The sequence below is a fragment of the Micromonospora sp. NPDC020750 genome (genome assembly GCF_044334565.1).
Classification (GTDB): Bacteria; Actinomycetota; Actinomycetes; order Mycobacteriales; family Micromonosporaceae; genus Micromonospora.
In genome coordinates this window covers 1-15,120 of record NZ_JBIRTH010000020.1, presented here as the reverse complement: position 1 = coordinate 15,120, position 15,120 = coordinate 1, and the positions used below count along the sequence as shown (strand labels likewise).

11 protein-coding genes are annotated in these 15,120 nt (G+C 70.2%); 3 read left to right on the top strand and 8 right to left on the bottom strand.

Features of this window, described 5'->3' with window-relative positions; all coding sequences use genetic code 11:
- Positions 1–609: 609 nt before the first annotated feature.
- The 4 genes from ACH4T9_RS31635 to ACH4T9_RS31620 all read right to left on the bottom strand — a co-directional run bounded on the left by ACH4T9_RS31635 (position 610) and on the right by ACH4T9_RS31620 (position 5,688).
- On the bottom strand, positions 610–1,017 hold the full coding sequence (locus ACH4T9_RS31635; RefSeq protein ID WP_396675098.1) for a hypothetical protein: 408 nt from the start codon (positions 1,015–1,017) through the stop codon (positions 610–612).
- A complete protein-coding gene (locus tag ACH4T9_RS31630; RefSeq protein ID WP_396675100.1) occupies positions 1,014–1,850 on the bottom strand; it encodes an IS5 family transposase in 837 nt (278 codons plus the stop codon). The genes ACH4T9_RS31635 and ACH4T9_RS31630 overlap by 4 nt, the downstream gene beginning before the upstream one ends.
- A 68-nt stretch (positions 1,851–1,918) precedes the next feature.
- Positions 1,919–2,074 carry a hypothetical protein gene (locus tag ACH4T9_RS31625; RefSeq protein WP_396675101.1) on the bottom strand — a complete coding sequence of 52 codons (156 nt, stop codon included), beginning with the start codon at positions 2,072–2,074 and terminating at the stop codon, positions 1,919–1,921.
- 161 nt (positions 2,075–2,235) lie between these two features.
- Positions 2,236–5,688 carry a M28 family peptidase gene (locus ACH4T9_RS31620; RefSeq protein ID WP_396675102.1) on the bottom strand — a complete coding sequence of 1,151 codons (3,453 nt, stop codon included), beginning with the start codon at positions 5,686–5,688 and terminating at the stop codon, positions 2,236–2,238.
- 236 nt (positions 5,689–5,924) lie between these two features.
- On the opposite strand from ACH4T9_RS31620, the gene ACH4T9_RS31615 reads away from it, so the two are divergent.
- The gene (locus ACH4T9_RS31615) at positions 5,925–8,693 is read left to right on the top strand and encodes a LuxR C-terminal-related transcriptional regulator (protein WP_396675103.1); all 2,769 of its coding nucleotides are present in this window, start codon (positions 5,925–5,927) and stop codon (positions 8,691–8,693) included.
- A 191-nt stretch (positions 8,694–8,884) separates the two neighbouring features.
- On the opposite strand, the gene ACH4T9_RS31610 is transcribed toward ACH4T9_RS31615, so the two are convergent.
- The 3 genes from ACH4T9_RS31610 to ACH4T9_RS31600 all read right to left on the bottom strand — a co-directional run bounded on the left by ACH4T9_RS31610 (position 8,885) and on the right by ACH4T9_RS31600 (position 12,765).
- A complete protein-coding gene (locus tag ACH4T9_RS31610; protein ID WP_091630143.1) occupies positions 8,885–9,130 on the bottom strand; it encodes an ATP-binding protein in 246 nt (81 codons plus the stop codon).
- A 245-nt stretch (positions 9,131–9,375) separates the two neighbouring features.
- Positions 9,376–9,513 (bottom strand): hypothetical protein, encoded by a 138-nt coding sequence (locus tag ACH4T9_RS31605; RefSeq protein WP_393159672.1) that lies wholly within the window; start codon positions 9,511–9,513, stop codon positions 9,376–9,378.
- Between the two features lie 132 nt (positions 9,514–9,645).
- Positions 9,646–12,765, bottom strand: coding sequence for an AfsR/SARP family transcriptional regulator (locus ACH4T9_RS31600; protein ID WP_396675104.1), 3,120 nt, complete (start codon positions 12,763–12,765; stop codon positions 9,646–9,648).
- A 182-nt stretch (positions 12,766–12,947) separates the two neighbouring features.
- Here ACH4T9_RS31600 and ACH4T9_RS31595 point away from each other — a divergent pair, with 182 nt between their 5' ends.
- Positions 12,948–13,658, top strand: coding sequence for a hypothetical protein (locus ACH4T9_RS31595; RefSeq protein WP_393159676.1), 711 nt, complete (start codon positions 12,948–12,950; stop codon positions 13,656–13,658).
- Entirely contained in the window at positions 13,655–14,176 is a 522-nt protein-coding gene (locus ACH4T9_RS31590) for a hypothetical protein (protein ID WP_091630141.1), read from the top strand. Before ACH4T9_RS31595 ends, ACH4T9_RS31590 begins: the two co-directional genes overlap by 4 nt.
- 318 nt (positions 14,177–14,494) lie before the next feature.
- Here the strand turns inward: ACH4T9_RS31590 and ACH4T9_RS31585 are convergent.
- Positions 14,495–15,120, bottom strand: a 626-nt coding sequence (locus ACH4T9_RS31585) for a transposase (RefSeq protein WP_396675106.1), incomplete at its 5' end; no start/stop codon positions are given.

The following is a 15,120-nucleotide window of genomic DNA, read 5'->3' as shown; positions in this document are numbered from 1 at the left end:
TCGCCGGCCCCCCAGCACGGCCCGCCGGCCGACCAGCGATTCGACCATGCGCATTGAGCGTGACCAAGCCGTAAACAGCCACGCGACTGCGGGTGACGGCAAGGCTCGGAAGCGGTAGCGGAGGCCGCTTCATCACCGCGGCAGGTGGGCGAGGAACACCGCGTGCGCCGCTCGGCTGACCGGACACAACAACAGCAGGGATGACCGATGAGCTGGCGCGCGACGTCGCAGCTCTCGCACCCAGCCTGCCACTACGAGCAGTGCTGGGCTCCGTCTTGGAGGGATTTCGGCGGTGGTCAAGCACACTTGACCACCGCTACGTCATACGTTGCACAGATGAAACATGCTTGTGTCCGAGGGGGGATTCAAACACAAATTCACGGCGTCCATGCTCAGCATGGGCACTCATGCCGTAATCCTATAACAACCATGGAGCTGAGCGAGCCTGAGGCGACGATCGCGAAGGAGGCCATGGAGGCGGTGATGGCGACCTTGGAAGGCGTGGAAGCGTTCGGTGGCCGAGCGGATGGGCCGGAGTAGCCGGACTTGCCGTCCTCGGATCGGTGCGATAGAAGGAATCACCCACCTGTCAGAGGCCGGTTCGCAGTACTACGTCCGTTTCGGGGTGAGGGTGAATACACCGGGTTCGTCTTCGGTGAGGACGCGGTGGTTGACCATGCGTTTCAGCTTCGCGCGGGTGCCTTCGACGTGTTTCGGTAGAGGTTCGACGCCGAGTGCGAGGCAGATGCCGTTGGCGCGCATGCCGGCGGGCGCGGTGCTGAGAGTGTGCAGGATCTGCTGGTAGGGAGCGCTGGCGATGGTGGGGTCGTCGGCGGTGAACTCGGCGGCGGCGAGGGTGCGCAGGGTGGCGCGGGTGGTTGCCAGGTCGGCCAGTTCGCCGTCGATGCGGGCGAGTTCGGCGGTGAGGGTGGTGATCTGGTCGCGGAGTCGGTCGGCGTGCTGGCGTGCGGTGGTTTCGCGGTCGGTGATGAGGTCGAGGACGGTGGGAAGGTTCACCGGTGCCGCCAGGAGGGTGTGCTGGTCCCGGTCAGCCGGCGCACGATGTTCGCCGTCGATGCCCACAGCGTTCGTGACACCGAGGATTCAGGTCGACTCTCGTACTCACGTGCAAGGCGGCGGTGCAACATCAGCGTGCCGTTGACCTGTTCGACGATCCACCGTCTGCGGATCGGTACGAACCCGGGCCTGGTGTCGGAGCGTTTGACGACCTCGATATCGATGCCCAGGACGGCGCCGTGCAGGGCGAGGTCCTGTTTGAACCCGGCGTCGACCCAGGCGCGGGTCACCGTCGGGGTGTGCGCGACGACCTTGTCGAGCAGCCGGATGCCGATGGCGTTGTCAGTAACCGACGCCGCGGTCACCACCACCGCGATGATCAGCCCCAGCGTGTCCACGGCCAGACCCCGCTTACGCCCCGACACCTTCTTCGCCGCGTCCTTGCCGGTCGTGGCCGCCGGGACGTGGTTCGCCGCCCGAATCGACTGGGTGTCCAACACCACCGCGCTCGGATCCTCCCGACGGCCGACCTTCTCCCGCGCCTGGCAACGCAGCAGGTCATGGATCACCTGGTCGGTGCCGTCGTCACGCCACAGCGCGAAGTAGTAGTAGGTGGCCGATTTCGGCGGCAGGTCGTGCGGCAGGTACGCCCACTGACAACCGGTCCGGTTCTGGTAGAAGATCGCGTTCACGATCTCCCGCAGGTCGTAGTCACCCTCACGACCCGACACCGACACCGCCACCCGCCTGACTTTCCACGCCTGCAGGAACGGCCCGATCAACGCCCACTGCTCGTCGCTGACGTCACTGGGATACGGCTTCCGATCACCCATGACCGACCTAACGCCGCAGCAGGCCGACGGTCACGACCATGACTCATCTTCCGCGCATCGACCGGCCGCTATCCAGGCGAACCCACCGAAAGAGCCTCAACCACATCCAAGGCATAGATCAGCACAAAGGTCTCCGGACCGGCCTCTGAGAACGCGTCGACCCGTTCGGAGGCGTCCGGCAGGGACAACACGATCACCCCGTGTGCCTCCAGCAGCCGCACCATGTGCGGCACCGGTCCGTCGTCGAGGCCCAGCTCCCGGCGTGCCGCCGGCGCGACCGCGCGGATGTCCTCGGCCCTCGCCGGTTCTGGCCAGTCGAGCTGCGGCAGTCGCAGGCGTAGGACCTGCGGCAGGGTGGGGCGAGCGCCCCACCCTGCCGTTGAACTCAGCCGATCTGCAGGGTCACGTCGTCCAGCACGAAGCTGGTCTGCAGGTAGGCGTCCTCGGTGCCGGTGAAGGTCAGCGTGACCGTCTGGCCGGCGTACGCGCCGAGGTTGACGGTGCGCTGCGTGTAGCCCGTGGCAGCGTTCATGTTGGACAGCGACGCCACGGTGGTGCCGTTGGCCTTGATCGTGAACACGTCGTAGGCGAGCGCCCCGTACTCGTTCGTGTCGATGTGCAGCCAGTAGGTCAGCACCGCACTGGTGCAGCCCGACGGGATGGTGACGGTCTGGCTGATGGCCTCGGTCGCGGTGTAGCCGTAACCGCCGAGCCACGCGTACCGGGTGCCGCTGCGCGGCACCTGCCCGATAGAGGTGCCGATCGCGCCGGTGGAGCCGGTCCACGGCGAGGTGCCCCTCTCGAACCCTCCGTTGACGATCAGCTGGGCGGCGGTACAGCCGCCCGGTCCGCCGGGCACGGTCAGCGTGTACGTGGTGCTGTGCGACACCGACCCCGTGCCGGTGATGGTGATGGTGTAGGTGCCGCCGGCCACCGACGAGCCGACCGCAATGGTGGCGGTCGACGAGCTGCCGGAGGTCACCGACGACGGGCTGAACGAGACCGTTACGCCCGTGGGGGCGCCGCTGGCGGTCAGGGTCACCGTCTGGGCGCTGCCCGAGGTGGTGACGGTCCCGACGGTGGTCGTGGTGCTGGACCCCGCGTTCACGGTGCCCGACGAGGGGCTGGCCGAGATCGAGAAGTCGTTGGTCGGCGTCGAGGTGCCGACCGCCCGGTTCCACAGCGTGTAGGCGATGCCGTCGGCAGCCCGGTTCAGCGCGGTGGCGTCGATGTTGCTGAGGGTGTCGCACGAGGAGTGATAGCAGGAGTCGTAGGACTGACCGGCCGTGCCGCCCCACTTCGACGCCTGGGCCGACGTCTTGGTGGCGCTGGCGCCCATCGCGTAACCGGAGGTCGGGATGCCCGCGTTCTGGAACGAGTAGTCGTCGGAACGGCCCTGGCCCTCGACGTTCTCCTCCGGCTGCAGGCTGAGGGAGTCCCAGTACGCCTTCATCGGCTGCGACGCGGTCGAGGTGATGTTGTTGATGAAGTAGCCGCCGTTCTTCGACGCAATCATGTCGAAGTTGTAGTAGGCCTTGATCGCCGTTCGCTGGGTACTGGTCAGCGAGTTGACGTAGAACTTGGAGCCGTTGAGGCCCTGTTCCTCGTCGGTCCACCAGCCAAAGCGGACCTTGTTCAGCATGGTCGGGTTCTGCGCGGCCAGCGCGAGGGCGACCTCGAGCAGCGCCGCCGAGCCGGAGCCGTTGTCGTTGATGCCCGGACCGACCGAGACGCCGTCCAGGTGGGCGCCGAACATATAGACGTCGCTCGCGTTACCGCCCGGCCACTCGGCGATCAGGTTCGGGCCTGCACCGCTGGTGCAGCCGGAGGTGCAGGGCTGCTCGGTGACAGTGAAGCCGGCGGCCTGCAGCTTGCCCTTGACGTACGCCACCGACTGCAGGTAGCCCTGGCCGGTCGAGCGGCGGGTGCCGCCGTTGTTGGTGGCGATGGTGCTGAGCTGTGTCAGGTGCGCCTGCACGTTGGCGACGTCGATATCCGGCGCGGTGCCACCGGGGGTGCCGCCGTTGACCGTGAGCGTGTACTGCGCGGTGTGGGTGACCGAACCGGTGCCGGTCACGGTGATGGTGTACGTGCCCGCAGCCGCACTGGAGGTGGTCGCCACCGTCATCGTGGAGCTGTTGCCCGACGTCACCGACGTCGGGCTGAACGACACGGTGACCCCCGACGGGGCACCCGAGGAGGTCAGCGACACGGTCTGCGCGCTGCCGGAGACGGTCGCGGTGTTGACCGTCGCGGTGACCGAGGAGCCCGCGTTGACGCTGCCCGAGGTGGGACTGACCGAGACGGAGAAGTCGGTGCTGGAACCGGTGCAGGTCGGGTCGCCGGTCTGGGCCGGGACCGCGACCGCGTTCCACGCGTCCTTGGTCCGGTTGAACAGGACGCACGAGGAGTCCAGGTTCTTCGCGGCGGTCAGGGTCGCGGTGCGGTACTTCTTGTGGGTCATGCCGGAGGTCTTCAGCAGCATGCCGCCGTAGAAGATCTTTCCGGCGGACTGGATGCCCACGCCGGTGACCGACGACGGGCCGCCCGAGCAGATGGGGCTGTTCGGCTTGCCGCCGCCCGGCGCGCTGCCCTCGGCGAGCAGGTAGAACCAGTGGTTGAGCGGACCTGCGGCCGCGTGTACCTCGGTGTTGGGAATCGACGAGGAGTAACAGTTCGGGTGGCCGCCGACCAGCGACGGGTCGTACATGTTGCGGATCGGGCCGTCGCCGACGAGGTCGATCTCCTCACCGACCAGGTAGTCGGGTTCGTCGTAGGCGCTGGACTGGTTGGCGTATGCCTCGGTCAGCGCGCCGAAGATGTCGCCGGTGGCTTCACCGAGGCCGGCTTCGGAGCTGGTGCCGCCGGGGGTGTTCTGGTCCATGCCGTGGCCGAACTCGTGACCCACCACATCCATCGAGGAGATCCAGTTGCCCGCCGAGTTCTTGCCGATCGTGATCGTCGAGCCGTCCCAGTAGGCGTTCTGCTCGTTCAGGCCGACCTTGATCGGCCAGCTGCCGCCGTTGCCGTTGTGCCCGTTGCGGCCCAGCCAGGCCGACAGCATCTCCCATTCCTTCTGCGCCGAGTACAGTGCGTCGACGCAGCCGGTCTCCTTGCTTGTGCCCACTCCGTTGCCCCAGCTGTCGTCGGCGCCGGAGAAGACGGTGCTGGTGCTGTAGTCCTGGCAGTTCAGGCCGGTGCGCGTGGTGTCGCGCAGGTAGTACGTGCTGCCCGACTGCGACGTGGTGATCGACAGTGGGCTGGGCCCGTTCCACTTGCCGGTGCCGGAACCGGCCGCGGCGTCCTCCTGCTTGGCCAGCACCTGGCCGTTGCGCGCGTCCACGAAGACATGCAGGTGGCTGGGCGCCGAGGCGGTGCGTCCGGCGACGACGACCTCCCACGCGAGTCGCGCGGTGCTGTCCTTGACGTGCACCACGAGGGTGCGCGACTCGACCCGGTCGACCTTGGTGAGCAGGCCCTTGGCGGTCTGCTCGGCGCGGTCGGCGGCGACCGTCGGCACGACGGAGACGTTGATCTTCGTCTTGGTGGCGGCCGAGATCGCCCGGATGGCGCCCCGGGCGTCGGCGAGCACGGCGGCGTCGCCGCCGACCACCGGCAGGCCCCGGTAGGTGCGCTCGTAGGCAATGGAGAACAGGCCGTCCACCCACGGGATCACCATGCGACGGTCGTACTGCTCGAAGGGGCCTTTCGCCAGCGCGTCGTGACCGCCGTCGGCGGCGCGGTCGGCTGCAGAGATCGCCAGCGACAGCGGGCTCTGCGCCACCGTCGGTGTAGGGGGCGGGGTGGCTGCGGTCGACTGGGTGGCCACCCCAGTCACGGTGCCCAGGGTAAGCGCAACCGCGACAGCGGCCGCCACGGCAGTTCTTCGATACATCGCAATCCTCCCGCCGAGATGGGTTGAGGGGTGTGGCAGCAGGGCCCGTGTTGATGGGATCTCCGGCAACCGGTGACAGCTCGGCTTTGGCGATGACACTAGGAACGGCGGAGGCTGGCCGAAATCAGGGCAACCCCTTGCTCTGGTGCGCGAAGGCCCGTCGGGCGCACTATGACCCGGTGCCAGATTCTGCAACGGCAGTGAATGCGCATCAGGGGGCCACCGGCACCATGCTGCCGGTGGTACCGGGCGTCGTCCACGGCGCCCGTCGGGTGGTGCTGTTCGGTCCGCCCGGGATCGGCAAGACCGCTGCGGCCGGTGTACTCGGGCAGCAGCTGGGCTTGCCTGTCCTAAAGCTGGCTCCGAGCCCGCAGGACGCCCGGGTCCCCTACACCGGGCTGCTCGAACTCGCACTGGCCCTCCAACCGCTGCCGGCCGCGCGGGAACTCGCGACCGGGATCGACAAGGCCGTTGGAGTGCCGGGCTCTGCCGATCCCGCCGGGACCGCTCTACGGCTGCGCCGGTTGACCGCCACCCTGCTGCTGGACACCCCGCCTCTGACACTGGTGGTGGACAACGCCCAGTGGCTGGATACGGCCAGCGCGGCCGTCTTGCGTTGGGCACTGCGTCTGGCTCCCGACCTTCCCGTCATAGCCGCAGAGCGAACCTGGCGCCCGGGGAGCGAAGGCCACTGGTGCGGCGAGGACCCGTGCGCGGTCCGCATCCCGGCGCTGACACCCGATCAGGTCGCGACCCTGCTGTCGCCGTACCGGCTAACCCCCTACCAGGTCACGCAGGCCCACATCCGCAGTGGAGGGAACCCGGCCCTAGCCCTCGCATTCGCCGGGGCCTGCGGCCTCACCACCGACCTGCCGGCCGCTCAGGGTCTCGTAGACGACCTGGTCCTACCGCCGGCCGCCCGCCGACTGGTGAACGGATGGCTGGGCACTGTGTCGGCCGAAGTTCAGGAACTGTTGACGGTCGTCGCACTCGACGACCGGCCCGACCGCGAACTGCTGAGCCGCCTCGCCGGCCCGCCCGCCGAAAACCTCCTGGCCGAGGCCGAGGCAGCCGGACTGATCAACATCGGGCAGGTCGACGGGAAGATCCGGTTCGCCGCCGCCGCGATCGGCGCCGAACTCGCGGCCCGACCGCCAGTCGCCACACGCAGGCTCCTGCACGCCCGCCTGGCCGAAGCCAGCCGCGACAGCATCCGCCGCGACCGTCATACCACGCTGGCGGCCGACACCAACGACCCGCAGTCGGCCGACTGCGCCGACCGCGCCGCCGACCGCGCCCGGCTGCGCGGAGAACCCGCACTAGCGGCCGAGCTCTCCCTGCTCGCCGCCGAACGCACCCCGGAAGCCGACGCCGACCTGCTCACCGAACGGGCGCTGACCGCCGTACGCGACGCCGCCCACAACGGCGACCTGCCCCGCGGCCAGGCTGCCGTCCGCCTCGTCCTGAACCACGACAGCAGCCCCGCCAACCGCGTCAACGCCCTCATCACCCTGATCGACTCAGGCGGACAGCACCTGTACAACGGCGACAAGCTGTTCGCCGACGCACTTCACGAAGCGGCCGAACATCCGGACCTGACCGCGCAGATCCTCGTCCGCCAGGCGATCTGGGCCAACGTCAACGGCGATCCCGACCGGGCATGCGCCCAGGCCGCCCGGGCCGCCAGTCTCGCCCGGAACGCTGGCGACACAGCCACCACCGCCATGGCCCTCACGATGCAGGCACGCATCCAACGCATCCTCGGCCGCCCCCAAGCCGACACCACGCTCGGCCACGCCCTGTCCCTGCCACGCAGCCCTCACATCCCCCTCAACGCCAGACCGGAACAGCTCTCCGCCCGGCACGCCATCTTCGACGACCGTCTGGACGAAGCCCGCAGCGCACTGCTGCCCCTGCTCGTCGAAGCCGAGCGGACCGGAGACGCCGAAGGCACCGTGGATGTCCTGCGCAGCCTCGCCGAAGTTGAGATACGCGCCGGACGGTGCGGACTGGCCCTCAACTACGCCGGCCGCGCCCTGTCGCTTACCGACAGAGCCGCCTTGGACCCCGCACCGGCCTGCTACACCTCCGCCCTAGTCGAGGGCACCGCCTCGTGCACCGACTCCGCCCTCGCTCACGCACGCCGCGGGGCGGACACCTCCCGCCGAGAGGACAACAAGGTCTTCCTCTCCCGAAACCTCTTCGTCCTCGGACATCTTCTCCTGGTCACCGGGCGTCCGAAAGAAGCCCTGGAGGCGCTGGAAGAGGTCCGTGCACTTGAAAAGCACCAGCAGGTCCGCGACCCGTCCATCCTGCGCTGGCACGCCGACCTCGCCCAATCTCTCATCTCCCTCGGCTACCTCGACCAAGCCCGCAAGCTGCTGACCGACACCCGTCGCACCGCGACTGATCTAGGTAGAAGCTGCGTCCTCCCCGCGCTCGACCGCTCCCAGGCACTCCTGGAAGCCACCCTGGGCAACTACGATGCGGCCGCCGACCGCCTCGCCGCCGCAGCCGACCGCCTCCGCCACCTACCCATCGAACGTGGTCGAACCCTGCTGGCCCTCAGTCAAACCGAACGGCGCGGACGCCGACGCGCCAGCGCCCGCACCGCGGCGCAGAGCGCCGCCGACCTCTTCAGCACGCACCAGGCACACCCCTGGATCGAAGCCGCCACCCGCACCCTCCACCAACTGGAGCCCGTCCCCGCGCACGGCAGTACGCTCCCCCGCCTCACCTCCGCCGAACAGCGCTGCGTCGAGTTCGCCGCCAGCGGAGCGAGCAACCGCGACATCGCCACCGCCCTCACCATCAGTGTCAAGACAGTCGAAGCACACCTCACCCGTGTCTACCGGAAGCTCGGCATCCACTCCCGCATCCAACTCGCGCACCTTGCAGCCCTGACGGCAGCGCCGGCAGAAACCCTGCGTCCGGGACTGCACAAATAACGACCCTGTCTCACATTTGGTGACCATCACACCGGAGGTCCCCGACGTGTACTTCCTGTACGTCCGCAGCAGGACTACGGACGGGCTGCCCTCGGACGAGGGCTGGATTCTCCTCTGGGTGCCGCAAGCAGGCTGACGACGAAGGAAACGCCGGGCGGTGGAGCCCGGCGTCCCCTTCTGCCTCTACCGGGTCAGCGACGGCCGACCGTCAGGACCGGCTTGGGTGACCTCGGCGGCGGTCGGGCTGCTGAGCAGAACGTTTCGCCGCCGACTCTGCTGTCCTCGCCGAGAGCGCGGAGCAGCACCCTCTTGCCGATGCCTGCCGGGCCGAGCAGCAAGACGCCACCACGGTCGGCCAGAGCGAAGCGGATGCGGGTCAGCAGCTCCGCGCGCCCGACGAGTTCGGGTCCGGCCAGCCGGTGATCGGATGCAGACACGCGATCGGGACCTCTCCGAGGACATCCAATGCACGCACTTCGACAGCTATGTGGGTTTAGCCGTCTCGCCAGGTTGGGATGGTTTCGGAGGTGAGGCGTTTGGCGATGTTGTCGACCGTGGCGATGGTGATCATGCTGGCGGAGTTGTTGGGTCGGGCTTCGTAGGCTGCTGTACCTGGAGCGTATGGGCGAGCGCACCAGAGTTCAGGAAACTTGGGACGGGTGGATCTGCGTGCTCCGACCATCTACCGGTGCGCGAAGACGAACCCGCCCTCGACGTTCGGGGCGGGGTGGTGCACCATCTCGGCCTCGACGGTGAAGCCGGCGGCAAGCAGCCAGGCCGCGATCCGCTCAGGCGAGCGGCGGTGTACGTAGACGTTCATCGGGTGGCCGCCGTAGCCCTCCGTCTTGAGCCGGCTGCCCTGGCCGGCGTGGAATCCGAGCAGTATGGTTCCGCCGGGCCGTAGCACCCGGTGGAACTCGGCCAGGACTGCGGGTACGTCGTCGTGTTCTGTCTAGCGCTGCGGCTGCGGTGCCGGGCGACCCGGCAGCGCGTACCCGGTCTCCCGGGCCAGCCGCGTCGCCTGGCCGTCCAGCCGCGCTGCCTCGGCCGTGTCCGCGGACCGCTCCGCGAGCCGGGCGAGGAGATAGGACGCCCGAATCTCAAGCGGCCGATAGCCCGAGCGGGTGGCCAGGCCCAACGCCGCCCGCCCGTGTCGCCCGGCGGCCTCCGGGTCGCCCCCGGCCAGCTCGGCGGCGGCGAGGCTGGTCAGGGCCGTCGCCTCGCACCAGCAGAATCGGGTACGCCGGGCAAGTTCGAGGGACCGGCGGTGCTGCTCGGCCGCCTCGCCCGGGTGTCCCAGCGCCAGCAGCACCCGCCCCAGCGCGTCGGCAGCCCACGCCTCGGTGCCCGCGTCGCCGATCTCCCGGGTCAGCGTCACCGCCCGCTCGGCGTCGGCACGGGCCAGCTCGGCGCGATCCGTGTCGCTCCAGAGCACCGCACGGCCGGCCAGGGCGGTCGCCTCACCGTACCGGTAGCCGAGCTCCCGATTGGCGGCGAGCGCGCGGGCGTAGAGATCATCCGCGCCGTCCGGGTCGCCCCGGTCCCGGTGCACGTTGGCCAGGTCGACCAGGAGCACGGCCACGTTGTAGTGCGCCCCGGCCCGCTCCCCGCGCTCCAGTGCGGCCCGGAAGTGGGCGTCCGCCTCCGCGAACGCGCCGAGCTGCCAATGCGAGAACCCGAGGTTGGCCAGGGACATGGCCTCCCCGCCGTCATTGCCCGACCGGCGGTTGAGCGCCAACGACAGGCGGGCGCAGTCGATCGCCGCGTGCGGGTCGCCGAGCCGCTGGTGCACCGCGCTGAGGTTGTTCAGGATCCCGGCCCGTCCCTCCTGCCAGCTGTCCGCGTCGCTGCACCGCAGCCCTTCGAGCAGGTGCTCGCGGGCCTCCTCGTACCGGCCGCTGTTGACCTGCACGAGCGCGATGCTCTGGTGCATCGCGGCCTGGGCGCGGGCGTCACCGTCGGTCTGGGCGGCGGCCAGCGCCACCGTCGCCGCGTTCAGCCACTCCTCCCGACGACCCCGCTGGTGGAAGTAGGCGCGCAGCGCGTCGGTGAGATGCCAGGCGTACCGGCGGGGACCGCACCGGGCGGCCTCTTCGACCGCCGCCGTAAGGTTCGCCCACTCGGCATCCAACCAGGCCAGGGCGGCGTCGGTGTCGGGGAAGGGGTCCGCTGCCACCGGCCGCGGCAGCCGCACGAAATGCGGAATGACCCGGCGGCCCGCCGCGTCGGCCGTGTCCAGGTAGTGGTCGAACAGCCGCCTCCGGGCCACCCCGCGGGCCGCCTCGTCGTCCTCCGCGGTGAGCCGGTCCACGGCGTACCGGCGCAGCAGGTCGTGGAAGCGGTAGCGCTCGCCGGGGTGTCGCTCCAGCAGGTGCGCCGCCGCCAGGGCCCGCAGTCGCCGGGTCGCGGTGGGCACCGGCACGCCGGCGACCGCGCCGGCCGGGCCGGCGGTGATGCTCGCCCCGGGCACCAGGCCGAGGCGGCGGAACAGTTCCCGCTGCGGCCCGGACAACACCCGGTACGACAGGGCGAACGCCTTCGTCACCGCCCCCTCCTCGGCGCCGTCGACGGTCAACCCGGCCAGCCGGTCCCCGTCGGCCAGCTCGCGGACCAGGCCGGCGATGTCCGCCCTGCCGGCCGACTGCACGTTGGCCGCGGCGATGCGCAGGGCCAGTGGCAGGTGGCCGCAGAGCCGAGCCAGCTTCGCTGCCGCCGCCGGGTCGGCCCGCACGGCCGCCGCACCCAGCAGCGTCGCCAGGAGACGTACCGACGCCACCGGGGTGAGTACGTCCAACGGGAGCAGCCGGGCGTCGGCGCGGACCACGAGGTCACCGAGGCGGTGCCGGCTGGTGACGAGCACGGTGCCGCGGGACGGGATGAGCGGCAGCACCTGGTCGGCGTGGCGGGCGTTGTCCAGCACCAGCAGCATGTCCCGACCGGCCAGTAGCGAGCGGAGCAGCGCCGTTCGGCCGTCCAACCCGTCCGGCACCGCCCTCGGGTCGACCCCGAGCGCGGTCAGCAGGTGGGTCAGCGCCGTCTCCACCGGCATCGGCTCCCGGTCGGCGTCGAAGCCACGCAGGTCGAGGTGGAGCTGCCCGTCCGGGAACTCCGCGCGGACCCGGTGGGCCCAGTGCAGCGCCAGGGCGGTCTTGCCCACCCCGGCGGTGCCGCTGATCGCCCAGATCCGGGTACGGCCGGCCGGCTCCGCCAACCCGGCGTCGAGCCGTTCCAGCTCGGCGTCCCGTCCGGTGAGGGTCGTGCTGCTGTGCGGCAGCCCGGCGGGGCGGACGAGCGCGGAGCGGTCGTCGCCGCCCGGTCCGGCGACGTCGGCGGGCGGCCCCAGCGTCGGGTCGGCGCGCAGGATCCGCTCCTCAAGGCGGCGCAGCGCCGGGGCCGGGTCGAGGCCGAGTTCGTCGGCGAGCCGATCGCGTACCTGCCGGTAGGTGGCCAGCGCCCGGTCGGCGCCGCCCTCCCGGTACAGGGCCAGCATGAGCTGACCGACCAGCCGCTGGCGTCCGGGTTGCCGGGCCACCGCGTCGGTCAACTCGTCGGCAACCTGCCGGGAACGCCCCCGCCGCAGCAGCACGTCGGCCCGATCCTCGACCGCCGTCCAGCGGGCCTCGCGCAGGCCGGCGCAGAGCCGGTGCCGCACCTCCTCGTCGGCCACGTCGGCGAGCGGCTCCCCCCGCCACAGCGCCAGCGCCTGGTCGAACAGGGCCACGGCGTCGTCGCCGGCCGCCCGCGCCCGCGCGACCATGTCGGTGAACCGGTGCGCGTCAACCGCCAGCGGGTCGACCCGGAGCAGGTAGCCGGGCGCACGGCCGATCAGTTCCACCGGCACCCCCGCCTGCCGCAACGCGGTGCGCAGCCGGGAGACCAGTGCCTGCACGGTGCCCCGGGCGCTGCGCGGCGGCGCCGGACCCCAGACCAGGTCGATCAGCCGATCCACCGCCACCACCCGGTCCGGCTCCAGCAGCAGCGTCGCGAGAACGAGGCGAGGCTGGCGCCCACCGAGGTCGACCTGGACGCCGTGCGCCCACACCTCGACCGTGCCCAACACCCGGAACTCCACCGCCACCTCCCCACCGGCGAGTATGACGGTCCGCAGTGGACGAGCTGCAAGCCGGTTGCAAGCATCCTGCATCCACGGGTGTGGACCGTGTATCCCGTCCTGATCTGGCGGCCCTTCGGCCGTTCGGTCGGGACGCGCGGCCGGCACCGGCCGCGCCTCACCTCGAAAAGGGAGAACGGCGAGTGGAGAAACTCAGGCGTCCCGGCCTACGCCGGCTGGGCCTGACGGCGGCAGGGGCCGTCGCGGTGGCCGCGCTCGTGGCGGCCGTGGGTGTCGGCCGGGCCGACCCCGGCGTGCGCTACGACACACAGCCCGAGGCGCTTGCCTTCGGCAAGGAGATGTACGACTTCCAGACCGTCGAGCAGATGACCGCCACCTCACACCTGGTGGTCTTCGGCACGGTCACCTCGGTGGAGCCCGGCCGGCTGGCCAGCGCCGACGAGGACCCGGCGGCGGTTGGCGGTGACATCCGGCTGCGGACGGTGACGATCAACCAGTACGACGTCCTGCACAACCCGAAGAACCTGATCATCCCGCCGTCCATCACCCTCGAGGAGGAGGGCTGGGACGAGGAGGGGCGCGGCTACATCTCCAACAACGTGGCCTGGAGTGCGGTGGGCGACACCGGCTACTTCTTCCTGCGCCGCGCCGTCGGCACCAGCAACCCCTACACCTACCAGCTGGCCAGCTCCGACGGGCGGCCGCTGGTGGTCGACGGCGCGCTGCGGCCCAGCAACGCGGAGAACGAGCTGGCCACGTCGATCACCACGATGGCGCCCTCGTTCCTGAACAACACGGTCGTCGCGGCGAGCGGGCAGGTCGCCGCCGGCACGCTGACCGAGTCGATGCCGACCGCGGAGCTGCCGCAGCCTCCGGAGGAGAGTGGGGAATGAAGCGCACGACGATCGTCCTCGGTACCACGCTGATCGCCGTGGTGGCGTTGGCGCCACCGGCCATGGCCGGGCACGGCGGCAAGGCCAACAGCGGCAAGCCGGACAACAAGGAACAGGCGGTGGAGTCGAACTCGCTGACGAGCGCCGGCAAGGCGGCGGTCTCGCACGGCCGGGCTCAGCTCGACCGCTCGCAGATCAACACCTCGACCGGCGGCGGGGACATCCACGTCTACGACAAGTCGTACTCCAGTTCTTGGTACGGGCAGACGACCTGCACCGACACCAACTGGTGGAACGGGCTGTGCGACCAGTACGACGTCAAATTCAACACCCGGACGATGAGCGGCAAGTCCACGGGCTACTGGCAGAGCCTCGGCTGTCACGAACTCGGGCACACCGGCTCGCTGGGCCACCGCTCGAAGAGCGCCGACACGGACAACAACTCGTGTATGCGCAGCGAGATCTGGCCCAAGAACTTCGACAGCCATGACATCACCGCGATCAATGACAACGTCTGATCGTCGTCTGCTGTTCTCCGGTGCGGCGGTGGTCGCGGTGGCCGCCGCCGCGCTGGGCGGGTGGTGGCTGTCTCGGCCGGATCTGCCCTCGGACTGGTCGGGCCGGAGCCAGTTCTGCGCCGAGGCGCAGACCTTCGCTCTGGTCAACCAGAGCGAGCTCACCAGTGAGCAGCGGGTCGAGGCGATGGCCGCCCTGATCCGCTCCGCACCACGGGAGCTCACCCCGGACCTGGAGCGGCTCGCCGGTGCACTGGGGGGACCCGAGCCCACCACCCCGCACGACCACGGCCCGACCGGATCGAGCCCGGAGGCGGCCGGTCACGACGCCGGCACGGCCGCGCACGAGCACGACGACGCGTCCGCTGCGGAGGCGGCCGTGCCGAACGGCACGGCGGTGAAGGCGAGCGGACGCCGCGCGGGGGAGTTCATCGAACGCACCTGCGGGGTCAACCTGCCCAACATCCGCACCTGAGCTGCGGACTCCGCGGGTGGGAGTGTGGCGATTTCCGTGTTTGACCGGTGGGTGTGATCGAGGTTGTTAGATGGTGATCCGTCGCCGTAGGCGAGGATCAGGGCGTTGAGGGCCTTGGCCCAACCGTAGACCCGGCCGGTGATACTCCCGCCGCCCTTACGTTTCTGCTGGACGACGAGGTAGAGGACCTTCATCGCGGCCTGCTCGGTCGGGAAGTGCCCTCGCCTGCGGGCGGCCTGCCGGAACCGGGCGTTCAGGCTCTCGATGATGTTGGTGGTGTAGAGAACCTTGCGGACCTCGTGGTCGTAGTCCAGGAACGGCACGAACTGCGGCCACGAGGTCCGCCACAGCCGGATGACGGCAGGGTACTGGTCACCGAACTCGGCGGCGAACGCCTCGAAACGGGCCTCCGCGGCCGCGACGGTGGGGGCGGTGTAGATCTCCCGCAGGGCGGGGGTGATCTTCTGCCAGT

What these genes read in the sequence shown, in the direction of transcription:
- ACH4T9_RS31630 (WP_396675100.1), bottom strand. Translation starts at nt 1,850, where the DNA reads ATGGGTGATCGGAAGCCGTATCCCAGTGACGTCAGCGACGAGCAGTGG.
- ACH4T9_RS31625 (WP_396675101.1), bottom strand. Translation starts at nt 2,074, where the DNA reads ATGGTGCGGCTGCTGGAGGCACACGGGGTGATCGTGTTGTCCCTGCCG.
- ACH4T9_RS31605 (WP_393159672.1), bottom strand. Translation starts at nt 9,513, where the DNA reads ATGAACGTCTACGTACACCGCCGCTCGCCTGAGCGGATCGCGGCCTGG.
- ACH4T9_RS31590 (WP_091630141.1), top strand. Translation starts at nt 13,655, where the DNA reads ATGAAGCGCACGACGATCGTCCTCGGTACCACGCTGATCGCCGTGGTG.